At 67.8% G+C, this 13,964-nt stretch carries 9 protein-coding genes, 1 rRNA gene and 1 other RNA gene; 3 read left to right on the forward strand and 8 right to left on the reverse strand.

Features of this window, described 5'->3' with window-relative positions; translation table 11 throughout:
* Positions 1–5: 5 nt before the first annotated feature.
* The 3 genes from ASF27_RS21235 to rnpB form a co-directional block, all read right to left on the reverse strand.
* Positions 6–437 (reverse strand): hypothetical protein, encoded by a 432-nt coding sequence (locus ASF27_RS21235; RefSeq protein WP_056174196.1) that lies wholly within the window; start codon positions 435–437, stop codon positions 6–8.
* The gene (gene rsmH / locus ASF27_RS21240; protein ID WP_200918898.1) at positions 434–1,468 is read right to left on the reverse strand and encodes a 16S rRNA (cytosine(1402)-N(4))-methyltransferase RsmH; all 1,035 of its coding nucleotides are present in this window, start codon (positions 1,466–1,468) and stop codon (positions 434–436) included. The genes ASF27_RS21235 and rsmH overlap by 4 nt, the downstream gene beginning before the upstream one ends.
* A gap of 387 nt (positions 1,469–1,855) precedes the next feature.
* An RNA gene (gene rnpB, locus ASF27_RS21285) (RNase P RNA component class A) lies at positions 1,856–2,258 on the reverse strand.
* A gap of 185 nt (positions 2,259–2,443) precedes the next feature.
* On the opposite strand from rnpB, the gene ASF27_RS22785 reads away from it, so the two are divergent.
* Positions 2,444–2,620 (forward strand): hypothetical protein, encoded by a 177-nt coding sequence (locus ASF27_RS22785; RefSeq protein WP_200918899.1) that lies wholly within the window; start codon positions 2,444–2,446, stop codon positions 2,618–2,620.
* Positions 2,621–2,664: 44 nt separating this feature from the next.
* Here ASF27_RS22785 and ASF27_RS21250 read toward each other — a convergent pair whose 3' ends face one another.
* Positions 2,665–3,105 (reverse strand): VOC family protein, encoded by a 441-nt coding sequence (locus tag ASF27_RS21250; RefSeq protein WP_056363370.1) that lies wholly within the window; start codon positions 3,103–3,105, stop codon positions 2,665–2,667.
* A 165-nt stretch (positions 3,106–3,270) separates the two neighbouring features.
* Between ASF27_RS21250 and pepN the strand changes: the two genes are divergently transcribed.
* On the forward strand, positions 3,271–5,904 hold the full coding sequence (pepN, locus tag ASF27_RS21255) for an aminopeptidase N (protein ID WP_056363373.1): 2,634 nt from the start codon (positions 3,271–3,273) through the stop codon (positions 5,902–5,904).
* A 193-nt stretch (positions 5,905–6,097) separates the two neighbouring features.
* Positions 6,098–8,473, forward strand: coding sequence for a PAS domain-containing sensor histidine kinase (locus ASF27_RS21260; RefSeq protein ID WP_056363376.1), 2,376 nt, complete (start codon positions 6,098–6,100; stop codon positions 8,471–8,473).
* Positions 8,474–8,527: 54 nt separating this feature from the next.
* On the opposite strand, the gene ASF27_RS21265 is transcribed toward ASF27_RS21260, so the two are convergent.
* The 4 genes from ASF27_RS21265 to rrf all read right to left on the reverse strand — a co-directional run bounded on the left by ASF27_RS21265 (position 8,528) and on the right by rrf (position 13,909).
* Positions 8,528–11,428, reverse strand: a complete 2,901-nt coding sequence (locus tag ASF27_RS21265) for a bifunctional [glutamine synthetase] adenylyltransferase/[glutamine synthetase]-adenylyl-L-tyrosine phosphorylase (RefSeq protein ID WP_056363379.1) — start codon at positions 11,426–11,428, stop codon at positions 8,528–8,530.
* A complete protein-coding gene (locus tag ASF27_RS21270; RefSeq protein ID WP_056363382.1) occupies positions 11,425–12,882 on the reverse strand; it encodes a HAMP domain-containing sensor histidine kinase in 1,458 nt (485 codons plus the stop codon). Before ASF27_RS21270 ends, ASF27_RS21265 begins: the two co-directional genes overlap by 4 nt.
* Entirely contained in the window at positions 12,882–13,580 is a 699-nt protein-coding gene (locus ASF27_RS21275; RefSeq protein ID WP_056174931.1) for a response regulator transcription factor, read from the reverse strand. The genes ASF27_RS21270 and ASF27_RS21275 overlap by 1 nt, the downstream gene beginning before the upstream one ends.
* A gap of 213 nt (positions 13,581–13,793) precedes the next feature.
* Positions 13,794–13,909: ribosomal RNA gene (gene rrf, locus ASF27_RS21280) — 5S ribosomal RNA — on the reverse strand.
* Between the last annotated feature and the right edge of the window lie 55 nt (positions 13,910–13,964).

Genomic DNA, 13,964 nt, shown 5'->3' on the forward strand with positions numbered 1-13,964 from the left:
GGGTGCTACCTCGAAGCCGTTGTCGGGGTTCTGGTCGTCGTCGTGCGGGTGGTCACGGTGCGGGTCGTGATCGAGCCGGTGGTGCGCGGCTCGTTCAGACCGGGCTTTTCCTTCGGCGTCGCGGTCGCCGCGAGCAGTCGACCGATTTCGTCGCCGCGCTCGGGACGCGCCGGGAGGTCCGACAGGCGCCCAAGATGGGACGTGCCGATGGGCTCCAGCGCCAGATGGCGCGCCACCGCCGCCTGAAGCCGGTCGGGCCGGGTCAGCAACTGCCACTCGGCCCGCAGGACCGCGATGGCTTGACGCTCGCGGTGGAGCTGGCTGCGGGCCTTGGAGACCTGCCCGGCCTGATACAGGGTGTCGTACTTGATCGAGTAGGCGTAGATCGCCGAGCCGATGAGCCCGAGGACCGCCATGACGTTCAGCAGACGGATCACCGGCGTGCGCTCCTGACTGTCCGCTCCGGCAGGGAAGCGAGGGCCTCGATGGCGGCCAGGGGCGCGGGCGCAGGCGCGTCCGTGCGTTCCACCGCGCGCAGCTTGGCCGAACGGGCGCGCGGGTTGGCATGGATTTCGGAATCGGAAGGCAGCACAGGACCCTTGGTCACAGCCAAGAAACTGCGGGGTGCCGGCGCCTCCAGGCTCGGCAGGTGGCGCGAGCCTTGTGCCGCCCGACCGCTGCGAGCGGAGAAGAACTGCTTGACGATGCGGTCTTCAAGGGAATGGAAGGTGACCACGGCGAGGCGCCCGCCGGGACGCAGGATGCGCTCGGCGGCGTGCAGGGCCTGGACGAGTTCGCCGAGTTCGTCGTTCACCGCGATGCGCAGGCCCTGAAAGGTCCGCGTCGCCGGATTGATGCCGCTCGCCGGATCGGCCCAGACCACGCTGGCGACCACTTCGGCCAGGGCCGCGGTGGTCTCGATCCGCCCCTTGCGACGCGCCTCGACGATGGCACGGGCGACGGCGCGGGAGCGGCGCTCCTCGCCGTAATGGTAGATGATGTCGGCGAGATCGGCTTCCTCGGCGTCGTTGACGATGTCGGCGGCGCTGCGCCCGGTGCGCTCCATCCGCATGTCGAGGGGACCGTCGTGGCGGAACGAGAAGCCGCGCTCGGCCTGGTCGATCTGCATGGACGAGACGCCGATATCGAGGACGACGGCATCGGCCTGCCCCCAACCGGCATCACGAACACTCCCATCGAGGGTGCCGAAGCGGCCCGGCACCAGGGTCAGGCGCCCCTCCGAGGAAGCCACCAGGGGCGCTCCGTCCGCGATGGCGCCGGGATCGCGGTCGATGGCAAGCACGTGAACCGACGGATCGGCCTCCAGCATGGCGCGTGTGTAGCCGCCGGCCCCGAAGGTGCCGTCCACCGCGAGTGCGCGGCCCGCCAGATCGAGGGCGGCGAGCACTTCGGCGAGCAGCACCGGGACGTGGGGCGTCCCGTCGTTGGGAGGTCTGGGTTCGCGCATGCGCTTCATCGCCCGGCCTCTTCGACCAACGTGCGGAGCACGGGAAACGGGGGCGTCGAAGACGCGACGGGGATGAGGCCGCGCATGCGTCCCTTCCAAGAGTCTGAGCCGCCGTGAAGCGGCGCGGAGAGACGGGACATCGCCGGATCGGCGCGCAGCGCGACCGCTTGCAGGGACGCCGCCCCGAAAGTCTCGGGTTGCGTCCGTCGATCCGAAAATCGCCGTTGACGGGATGAATCGGGGTACCATGGGCCTCTGAGCGCCGTCAACGAACGGGGCCGCAACGCATTGGCCCTGTCCGATCAGACCTCAGCAAGGTTAACCGACGGTAAGTTTTTCGTTGCCGCGTGTTCGTGTTTTGCCGGGTGCCACAACTCAGAACCAGCGTGGATCAGTCGGCCTTTAAGCCGGGTTCTGTAGGGCCCGGACGACCCGTGAGGGTCCCCCTGACGTGGCGGCCATTCCTCTGGGACGATCGTTGCCGATGCGCCTCGAGCAACCAACCCGGGCGACGGGCCTGGAGAGAAGCCTGACGAGCCGCAAAGCCCATCGTGTCGCCCCTATTCGGTCTTGCTCCCGGTGGGGTTTGCCGTGCCGTCCGCGTTGCCGCGTCCGCGGTGCGCTCTTACCGCACCCTTTCACCCTTACCCTGTGTGAAACAGGGCGGTCTGCTCTCTGTGGCACTGTCCCTGGGGTCGCCCCCGCCGGACGTTATCCGGCACCGTCTCTCCATGGAGCCCGGACTTTCCTCCCCGGACGCGAGGTCCGGAGCGGCCGCCCGGCCGACTGATCCGAGGCGGATGTGCGCCGCGGACCGTCATGAGGTCAAGCGCCCGGCGGCATTCGGGAACGCCGACTTCGGATTTACGGCGAGCGGTTGCGCATCCGGACGCGGGCGCTAAATCTAAAGACAGGCGCTCGCCGCCTCCGCGCGGCCGGCCCCGGACCACTTGGCTTCACCAGATGGAGGTGACCATGGCGACCGACGAGACGGCCTGGACACTGGAGAAGGTTCAGGAATTGCGGAGTCTGGCCCGAGAACGCGTGCCGATCTCGGTGATCAGCCTCAGGCTCAAGCGGCCCATCGAAACCGTGTCGGCCAAACTCGCCGAACTCGGTATTACGCCCGCCCCCGAGGCAGGCGCCGACTGACATCGGGGTGCCGCGAGGCCATCGGCCTCGCGGGCTTCCGGGACCTACCAGGACCCGGTGTTCTCCATGGAGACCCATGGCTCCTGCGGCGGCTTGGCGTCACCCTTCTGCAGCAGCTCGATGGAAATCCCATCGGGGGACTTCACGAAAGCCATGTTGCCGTCGCGCGGCGGCCGGTTGATGGTGATCCCCGCCGCCTGCAGCTTGGTGCAGAAGGCGTAGATGTCGTCGACCTCGTAGGCGAGGTGGCCGAAGTTGCGCCCCCCCGAATAGGTCTCCGGGTCCCAGTTGTGGGTCAGTTCGATCACCGGCGCCTGGGTCTCGCGGGCCGTCGCCGCGTCGCCGGGCGCTGCGAGGAAGACGAGGGTGAAACGACCCTTCTCGTTGTCCACGCGGCGGACCTCCGTGAGGCCGAACGTATCGACGTAGAAGGCGAGCGCCTGGTCGAGGTCCGCCACGCGGACCATGGTGTGCAGAAAACGCATCGTCGTGAATTCTCCTGAGGGTGCGGCCTATGTGGTGGCCGTGCGAGTCCCGTCAACGCCACGCATCTGCGTTGGTCTCTCGCGCAACGGTTCTTTGCACCGACCGCGCGTTGCGCCCGGGACGGAAGCGATTCAAGAGGGAGGCCTGCGACAGGCGAGGCTTCCATGCGCACCGAAACCCCGATCCCGATCCGGCTCGCCGACTACAGGCCGAGCGATCACCTCATCGACCGGGTCGGCCTCGACATCCTCCTGCACCCCCACGCGACGGAGGTTCGGGCGACCCTTGCGCTCCGGCCCAACCCGGCCGGCCGAGCAGGGGCCGAACTGGTGCTCGACGGCGAGGATCTGACGCTGCTGTCCCTCGATCTCGACGGGGTCGCCCTCGCGCCGGACGCGTACCGGATAACGGAAACCGCCCTGATCCTGGCGCAGCCGCCGCAGGAACCCTTCACCCTGACGATCCGCACGCGGATCGATCCGACCGCCAACACCCGGCTCATGGGTCTCTATCGATCGAACGGCGTCTACTGCACGCAATGCGAAGCCGACGGCTTCCGGCGGATCACCTATTTCCTCGACCGCCCCGACGTGATGGCGGTCTACACAACCCGCATCGAAGCGGACCGGGCCGACGCGCCCGTGCTGCTCGGCAACGGCAACCCCATCGAGGCCGGGGAAGCGGGACCGGGTCGGCACTACGCCGTCTGGCACGATCCCCACTGCAAGCCCGCCTACCTGTTCGCCCTCGTCGGCGGACGCCTCGACCGGCTCGGCGGCCGGTTCACGACCAGCGAGGGCCGGATCGTCGACCTCGGAATCTATGTCGAGCCCGGCAAGGCGGACCGCGCCGCCTACGCCCTCGATGCCGTCATCCGCTCCATGGCCTGGGACGAGACGGCGTTCGGCCGTGCCTACGATCTCGATGTGTTCAACGTCGTCGCCGTGTCGGACTTCAACATGGGCGCCATGGAGAACAAGGGCCTCAACATCTTCAACGATCGCTACGTTCTCGCCAGCCCCGAGACCGCCACCGACGCGGATTACGCCGCCATCGAGGCGATCATCGCGCACGAGTACTTCCACAACTGGTCGGGCAACCGCATCACCTGCCGGGACTGGTTCCAGCTCTGTCTCAAGGAGGGCCTGACGGTCTTCCGTGATCAGGAATTCTCGTCGGACATGCGCTCGCGGGCGGTGCACCGCATCGGCGAGGTCCGCACCCTGCGGGCCCGGCAGTTTCCCGAGGATGCCGGACCGCTCGCCCACCCCGTGCGCCCGCAAGCTTACGCCGAGATCAACAACTTCTACACGGCCACCGTCTACGAGAAGGGTGCGGAGATCGTGCGGATGCTGCGCACGCTGCTTGGCACGGATACGTTCGCCCAGGGGATGGATCACTACTTCGCGGCGTGCGACGGCACCGCGGCGACGGTGGAAGATTTCCTCGGCGCCTTCGCGACGGTCTCTGGACGCGACCTCAGCGCCTTCGCGCGCTGGTACGATCGGCCCGGCACCCCAGTGGTGACCGTCGAGGGCGCCTACGACGCGGCCGCCCGTAGTTACACCCTACGGTTCCGGCAGGAACTCCGCGGCGACCGCGAGGGCCCTCCGCTCGTCATTCCGGTGGCGCTGGGCTTGGTCGGAGCTGGCGGCCCCCTCGACACGGCGGCCTGCGACCGCGTCCAGAATGGGGTCTTCATCCTGGAGCGAGCCGACGACAGTCTTACCGTCACGGGTGTGTCGGAGGCTCCGGTTCCGTCCCTGTTCCGAGGCTTTTCCGCACCCGTGCGGTTGGTTCAGACCATCACCGATGCGGACCGCCTCGTTCTGCTCGCGCACGACACCGACCCGTTCAACCGGTGGCAGGCGGCGCAGGATGTCGCCATGGCTCGCCTCGTCGCCGACGCACGGGCCGACTCCCCGGCGCCGCCGCCGGAGCCGGATGGTCTCGTCGCGGCCCTCGCCGCCTTCCTCGACGGGGAAGCCCTGACCGATCCGGCCTATGCGGCCCTCGTGCTCACCGTGCCGAGCGAGGGCGACATCGCCAACGCAATCGGCGAAGCCATCGACCCGGATGCGATCCACCGGGCGCGGACGGCCCTGCGGCTGCAGCTCGGGCAGGGCCTGTACCCGCACCTGACCAGCCTGCGCGACGCGCTCGCTGACCCGGCCGGTACGCCGTTCTCACCGGATGCGGTCTCAGCCGGACGCCGGGCCCTGCGCAACGTCGCCCTCGACCTCATCGCGGTCGCCGACCCGCAGTCCGGGATCAGCCTCGCGCAGGCCCAGATCGAGGCCGCGACGACCATGACCGACCGCCTTGCCGCCCTCTCCGTGCTGGCGCTGATCCCAGGCTCGGCTCGGGAGGCCGCATTCGCGGCTTTCGCCGAGCGCTACCGGAACGAGCCCCTGGTGCTCGACAAGTGGTTCGCGATCCAGGCGATGATCCCCGAGGACACCACGCTGGAACGGGTCCGCCGCCTGCAGGCGCACCCGGCTTTCGCTATGACCAATCCCAACCGGGTGCGCTCCCTCGTCGGCAGCTTCAGCGTCGGCAATCCGACCCAGTTCAACCGGCCGGACGGGGCCGGCTATGCGTTCCTGGCCGAGGTGGTCGAAACCCTCGATGCGACCAATCCGCAGATCGCGGCGAAGCTGCTCACAGGCTTCGGCTCCTGGCGAATGCTGGAACCGGAACGCCACGCCAAGGCGGAACGCTCGCTTGCGGCAATCGGCTCACTTGCCAACCTGTCCCGCGATGTTTCCGACATCGTCGGGCGGATGCTTGACAACTGACAAGCCGTTGTAGGGAAACAGGTATTCCAGTACTTACCAAGCTTCTCTGCACGCAGATGGGTCTCCTGTCAGGATTAACAGAAGCATAAAAAAGCGTGGACAACTCGGCCGTGAAAATGGTGTTATGAATGCGATTCGAAGCGCGACACGGTCACGCTCTCCAGACGTTTCACCATAGCTGCGGAGACATATCATGCTGGAGGCGGATTCCGCTTCCCTCTCCGCGCGTGCGGATACGATCCTCGGCATCCATCGCCCACAGACCACGACGCACATCCGGTTCGTGCGGGCGGAAACCTGGCTGCGTGTCGCCCTTCCGGCCCTGCTGGCGGCTTTCCTCGCTTGCCTGGCGACGGTGGAATGCCTCCATCTCAATGCACAGCGCCAGGATACTCTCGGGCGTGCGGTCACTGAGATCGACGCACTGACCCGGCTTGTCGCGGCGTCCCTCGGCCAGGGCGACACGGACGAGGCCGCGATGAAGGGTCGTCTCGCAGCACTTCTGCCGCCGCATCTCCTGCCGCTCGGCCGACAGATCCTCATCATCGGCACCGACGACAGCATCGTCGCGTCCGCCCCCCCCTGGGCCGGAAGCCGTACTCTCACGGAGCACCTCGGAGAGATGCAGGCGCTCACGACCCTCGGGGAGCGGGCGGGGGTGATGACGGTGGATCTCGCCGACCGCGCCCCGGCCCTCGCTGCGCTTCGCAGTCTGCCGAACGGACGCGGTCAGGTCGCCGTCCTGCAACCCATCGCAGCGGTGACCGCGACCTGGAACGCCAGGATGCGCAACCACGTGATCTTGCTTGGGGCGGCGGCCCTGGTCATCGTCGGGACCGGCATCGCATACGTCCTGCAGACTCGGCGGGCCTATGCGGTCGATCGAGTGTGCGAGCAGATCAAGCAGCGCCTCGACACGGCGCTCGGACGCGGCCGGTGCGGATTGTGGGACTGGGACATCCCCCGTGGGCGGATCTACTGGTCGGACTCGATGTACGCCCTGCTGGGTTATCGCCGCGAGCGCGAGTTCCTGTCCTTCGGCGACGTCAACGCCCTGGTCCATCCCGATGACGGTGACCTGTACAGCTTGGCGCGCCACCTCGCCGCGAGCCAGTCCACCGTCGACCACGAGTTCCGGATCCGGTCCGCCTCGGGCGTCTGGACTTGGATGCGGATGCGGGCCGAGATCGTACCGGACACGGTGGCCGGCGGTCGCCATCTCGTCGGCATCGCCCTCGACGTCACCGAGCAACGCAACCTGGCCGAACTGAACGCCACCGCGGATATGCGCCTGCGCGACGCCGTCGAGGCCATTTCCGAGGCGTTCGTCCTCTGGGACACCGGCAACCGTCTCGTCCTGTGCAATTCGAAGTTCCGCGATCTCCATGCCCTGAGTCACGAGGATGCTGTTCCGGGGCGGCGCTACGCCGAGATCATGGGCCGCGGTGTGCTTCCGCCGATCCGTCGCGAGATGCGCGAACTCGAGCATTCGGGCGCAACTGCCCGTACCTTCGAGGCCGAACTCACGGACGGCCGTTGGCTCCAGATCAGCGAACGCCGCACCAAGGATGGCGGCTACGTCTCCGTCGGTACGGACATCACCAGTCTGAAGCGCCACCAGGAACAACTCGTGGCCTCCGAGCGCGAACTCATCGCGACCGTGAAGGACCTCAAGCGGTCGCGCCGCACCCTCGAACTCCAGACTCAGCAACTCGCCGACCTCGCCGAGCGCTACCTCGATCAAAAGGCCCAGGCCGAGACGGCCAACCAGGCGAAATCCGAGTTCCTCGCCAATATGAGCCACGAGCTTCGCACACCGCTCAACGCGATCATGGGCTTCGCCGAACTCATGGAAACCGGGGTGTACGGAGCCCTCGGCTCGTCGCGTTACACGGATTACTGCCAGGACATCCGTGCGAGTGGAGATTACCTCCTGTCGGTCATCGACGACATCCTGAACATGTCGCGCATCGAATCGCACCGGGTGAAACTGGTACGCCGCGAGATCGGCTTGCCGGGTGCCATCGAGGCGGCCCTGAAGCTGGTGGCCGAGCCGGCGCGGGCGAAATCCCTCAGCATCCATGTCGATCTGGTCGAGGGCCTCTCGGTGCTGGCCGACGAGCGCGCCCTGCACCAGATCCTGCTCAACCTCGTTCAGAACGCGGTCAAGTTCACGCCGGAAGGCGATGGGCGGATCGTCGTGAAGGCCCGGCCGATGGGGGATGCCGTGAACATCTTCATCGAGGATACGGGCATCGGCATCCCCAAGTCAGCCCTGCGCCGCCTCGGCGCTCCGTTCCAACAGGTCGAGACGAACCTGACCCGCACCTACAAGGGCTCGGGCCTCGGCCTCGCCATCGCGCGGTCCATGGCCGAGTTGCACGGGGGTTCCCTTCGCCTGCGCTCCCAGGAGGGTCTCGGCACCATCGTGTTCGTGCGCCTGCCCATGCCGACGCCCGAGCGGCTACGCGATGTGGCCTTCGAAGCTTCGCAGGAAACGGTCGCATCCTTGCGCGACGCTGCGGGGGCGACGCCGCGCCGGGGCTGGATGGAGCCGGCCGCCAGCTGACTCATCGATAGCGCGCGTCGTTCGACGATCGCGGCTGCGCCTCGGGCCTCTGCGTCAGGCGAGAAGCCGCTCGAAGAGGTTGCGCACATCGGCGCGCCGCTCGTCGAGCTGAACCATCAGATGTGCGGCGTCCGGCATGCCCAGCGCCACGGCCAGGCGCGTCAGGGCGACCCCGGAACCCTGGGCCGGGTCGCCCGCCACCATCAGCCTCTGCCAATGCAGGACATCGTCGAACTGGCGATAGGCGGTCCGCAGGCGCTCGGCCTCGGCCTGCTTCAGAAGGCCATGCCCCGCTGCCAGCGCCAGCACATCGCCTGCAGCGGGGCCGGCAAGATCCGGAAACCGGCTGCCGTGCGCAAGGACGAGGGCCTGGGCCAGGAAGTCGAGGTCGAGCAGGCCACCCGGGGCGAGCTTGAGATCGAGGGGCCCCGCATCACCTTTCTCCTCGGCCACGAGCCGCCGCATGGATCGCACGGCGCCAAAGACTTCGGACGGATCCCACGGCCGTGTCACCACGGATCGGATCATCGCGATCAACTCTGCGCCGAGTTCGGCATCACCCGCGATCATCCTGGCACGGGTCAGGGCCATGTGCTCCCAAAGCTCAGCTTCGGTATCGTAGTAGCCCCGGATGCTGCGCAGCTGCACCGCCACCGGCCCCTGCCCGCCACCGGGCCGCAGACGAAGGTCGACCTCGTAGAGATGTCCGCGCCGGGTCGGCACGGTGAGCGCGGCGACGAGGCGTTGCGTCAGCCGATTGTAGGCGACCGCCGCATCGAGGGGGCGCGGCCCGGCGCTCATGCGGGACTCGGGGTCGAAGTCATAGACCACGACGAGGTCGAGGTCGGATTCCGCCGTGAGCTGACACGACCCGAGGCGCCCAAGCCCCAACACGGCGAGGCGTCCCCCTGGTACCGCCCCGTGCTCGGCGAAGAAGGCTTGCGACACCCGGTCGAACGCAGTCCCCACCACCGTGTCGGCGATGGCGGTGTAGGCCCGTCCCGCCTCCACCGGCGCGAGAATGCCGGAGAGGAGACGCGCGCCGGTGAGGAAGCGCAGGTGCCGCGCCGCATCTCGGCTGCGATCGAGGAAATCCTCGTGGTCGCTCGGCTGCCCGAGCAAGGTCCGAAAATGCGCGGCGATGCCGCCAGGCTCAGGCGGTGGCGCCGAGAAATCCCGCTCCAGCACGGCATCGAGCACATGCGGACTGAACGAGACGGTCTCGGCCAAGCGCGGTGCGGTGCCGAGGAGATCGGCGAACAGGAGGCGCAAGCGTTCGTTGGAGCGTAGGATGGTGAGGAGTTCGAGCGCCGCAGGCATACGGGCGAAGGCCCGGTCCAGGGTATCGAGGGCCAGATCCGGATCGGTCGTTCCACCGAGCGCCTGCATCAGCGCCGGCACGAGCTCGGTCAGGACTTCGCGGGCCCGGGCGGTACGCACGGCCGGCCGCCGCCCGAAATGCCAGCCGCGTACGGTTTCGACGGCGCGTTCGGGCTCGCGGAACCCGAGGGCGCGCAGAGTCGCGAGGGTGGCGGGATCGTCGCCCGTTCCGCTGAACACGAGGTCGCCCACCGCCGACGACAGGTCTGGTTCGGCCTCGAACAGCAAGGCGTAATGGGCCTGGACCCGGCGGGCATGATGCAGCAGCGACGCTTCGAAGCCCGCGAGCGTCGCGAACCCGGCAAAGCGCGCGAAGCTTTCGAGTTCGCCGGGCTCCGACGGCAGGCGTTGAGTCTGCTCGTCACGCACCATTTGGATGCGGTGCTCGACGGTACGCAGGAACTCATAGGCCTCCGCGAGCTCGTCGCGGGCGGTGGCGTCGATCCAGCCCTCGTCGGTGAGGACCCTGAGCATCTCGACCGTACGCCGCCCGCGCAAGGCAGGCCGGCGTCCGCCGAAGACGAGTTGCTGAGTCTGGACGAAGAACTCGATCTCGCGGATGCCGCCCCGCCCGAGCTTGATGTCGTGCCCGGCCACCGCGAGGGTGTCGTACCCGCGCACGGCGTGGATCTGCCGCTTCATGGCGTGGACGTCGGCGATGGAGGCGAAGTCGAAGTACTTTCGCCAGACGAATGGGCGCAGGTCGTCGAGGAAGCGCTGGCCCGCGGCGAGGTCACCGGCGATGGGCCGGGCCTTGATGTAGGCCGCCCGCTCCCAGTTCTGCCCGAGGTTCTCATAGTAGAGGTACGCCGCGTTGAGGGATACGGCCGTCGGCGTCGAGCCCGGATCGGGGCGCAGGCGGTAATCGACGCGGTGCACATAGCCATCGGCCGTGCGCTCCTGCAGGAGCCTGGCGATGCCCTGTGCCAGCTTGGTGAAGAACGACGTCGGCGCGAGCCCTCCCTTGAGAGGGGCGACGGCGGGATCGAAGAACACCACGAGGTCGATGTCGCTCGAGTAGTTCAGCTCGCCCGCGCCGTGCTTGCCGAGCGCCAGGATGACGAGGCCGGACCCGGCCTGGAGGTCGCCCGGATCGATGGGCAGGAAGCGCCCGGCGGCCGCCGCCTCAGCGAGGAGCGCATCGGTGGCGGCCAAGACCGACGCGTCGGCGAAGTCGGACAACGCCGCCGTCACCGTGGCGAGGGGCCAGAGCCCGCCGAGATCGGCCAATGCCACGAGGAGGGCGTGCTCGGTGCGGTTCACCCGCAGGGCGCGGGCGATGGCGGCGAGGTCGCCGCCGTCACCGGCGGCGCGCTGGCGGGCGACGAGATCGGCATTCGCGGCCTCGGGCGCCCGCGACACCAGATCGGCGAACCGGACCGGGTCACGCGCCACGGCCTGCCACAGGAACGGGGATTGTTCGGCGAGCGCGAGGACGAGGGCCCGCAGGGGCACGTCGAGGAATCCGGCCGGAAACGCGTCCTCGATATCGGCGAGGCGCCCGGCGGCGGCCTCCGGGTCGATCAAGGGCGGCGCCCGTCGCAAGCGATGATGGAGGCTGCCAGGCTCGGTCATGCGGGGTCTCCCACGGCGAGGGCCGGAAGCGTTACCACGACGGCGAGGCCGGGGGCATTGTCGTTGAGCACCAGCGTCCCTTGATGCAGGCGCACGATGGCAGCGACGAGGCTGAGCCCGAGGCCGAATCCGGGCCGGGACCGCGCATCCTCCAGGCGGACGAAGCGATCGAGGACGCGGCCGCGCGCCTCCGCCGGGATGCCTGGCCCTCGGTCGGCGACGACAACGCGAATCGCACAGCCGATGCGCTCCGCGGAGATGCGGATGCAGCCGCCATCCCGGTTCGGAACCGATTCCTTCATCGCTCCATACTTGACCGCATTGTCGATGAGATTCGCGAGGGCTTGCCCGATGAGTTCGCGGCTGCCCACGAGCCGCAAGTCCCCCGTCGTGACGATGTCGAGGGACAGGCCCTCGTCGGCGGCCACGGCCTCGTAGAGTTCCCCGACCTCGCGGGCCGTCGTGCCGACGTCGAACTCGGCCATGAGTTCGTGGGCGGAGACGCCCTCGAGGCGGGCGATCATCAGCAGGGCGTTGAAAACCCTGATCAGGCCGTCACTGTCCTCGATCACGCCCTCCATGGCGAGACGCAGGTCCGCGGCGCTCGCGGGCGAACGCAGCGCCTCGTCGGCGCGGTTGCGTAGGCGGGTCAAGGGCGTCTTGAGATCGTGGGCGATGTTGTCGGAGACCTCGCGGAGGCCCCGCATCAGCTCGCCGATCCGCTCGAGCATTTCGTTGAGGTTGCGAGCCAGACGGTCGAGTTCATCACCGTTGCCGGCCACCGCCAAGCGACCGCCGAGGTCGCCGGCCATGATCCGCCGGGTGGTCTCCGTCATGGCGTCGACGCGCTTCAGCACGCGGCTCGCCACGAACCAGCCACCGACGACACCGAGAAGGATCACCAGCAGAAGCGAGGTTCCGAAGGTGCCTCCGATGACCGAACGCAGGCGGTCACGCTCCTCGACATCGCGACCGACGACCAGGCGAAAGCCCCCCGGCAGGGTGAAGATCCGCATGATCGCGCGGTGATCGAGGCTGGATGAGCCACCACGGGCGTAGGCCGCTTCGGTCTGCCCGGGTTCGGCGAGGAGACCAGCCGGCAAGGCACCGACGTTACCGGCCACATGCTCCCCGGCGGGCGTCGTCACGAGGTAGAGGGAAGCCCCCGGCTCACCGGCGCGGCGCTCGACCACCGAGATCAAGCGCCGCAATCCACCGGACTTATACTGCTCGGAAAGGCCGCTGATCTCGGCTTCGATGGTCGACACCATCTGATCGTCGAGAACGCGGCTGGCGTTCCAGGCGACGTAGCCGAGAGCCAGAAAGGCGAAAGTGGTGAAGATGAGCAGGTAGGCGAAGGACAGCTTGAAGGCCGTGGTCCGGAATAGGTTCTGGAGCCGGCCATGGTCGCGCCGCCCGGCCGAACGCCCGGACCGTGCCACGTCATCCGCCATCAGGCGCCGCGTGCCTCGTCGGCACGCACGACGTAGCCGGCGCCGCGTACGGTGTGGAGGATGGGCCGGTCGAAATCCTTGTCGATTTTGGCGCGCAGGCGCGAGATGTGAACATCGATGACGTTTGTCTGTGGATCGAAGTGATAGTCCCAGACATGTTCGAGCAGCATCGTCCGGGTCACCACCTGACCGGCATGGCGCATGAGGTACTCGAGCAGCCGGAATTCACGCGGTTGTAGGATAATTTCCTGACCAGCGCGGGCGACGCGATGCGACAGGCGATCGAGTTCGAGATCGCCGACCCGGTAATGAGTGACCTCGACGGCTCCGGCCGGCGCCGATCGACGACGTGCCAGGATCTCGGCGCGGGCGAGGAGTTCGGAGAATGCGTAGGGCTTGGGAAGGTAATCGTCACCGCCGGCCCGCAGGCCCTTCACCCGATCATCGACCTGACCGAGGGCCGAGAGAATCAGCACCGGCGTCGTCACGGCTTGTTCGCGCAGGGACCGGATCAGGGACAGACCGTCGAGCTTTGGAAGCATCCGATCGACGATGAGCATATCGTAATCGCCCTCGCGGGCAAGGGCGTAGCCGTCGAGGCCGTCATGGGCAAGATCCGGCATGTGACCGGCTTCCCGAAAGGCTTTGACAAGATAGGACGCTGCCTCGCGGTCGTCCTCGATGATGAGCAGTCGCATGGCGTCGAACGATACGGTCTCGCGATGCGACGGTGAAGCGTATCCCATGCCCCCTCCCCTCTTCGATTGAGGAGAGGATGGCACCCATGAGCGGATTTTGGCGCCTGCATAACGAGTTGGTCATCGACCGCCCCGCGAACGCGAACAGGCCGCCCTTTTGTGGGGCGGCCTGTTCGGGGTGATCGTCTGGAGGGGTTGTGATGTGCTGTGCAGGTCTGGCGGCGACCGACTCTCCCGTGTCTTGAGACACAGTACCATGGGCGCTGGTGCGTTTAACGGCCGAGTTCGAGATGGGATCGGGTTCTGGGCACACCGCTCAAACCACCAGACCGGCACAGCACATCGTTGTTCGGCAAGCTGAGCGACAGCCGTAGCTGACGCGGG

Origin of the sequence: Methylobacterium sp. Leaf102 (genome assembly GCF_001422425.1) — a bacterium.
GTDB lineage: Bacteria > Pseudomonadota > Alphaproteobacteria > Rhizobiales > Beijerinckiaceae > Methylobacterium.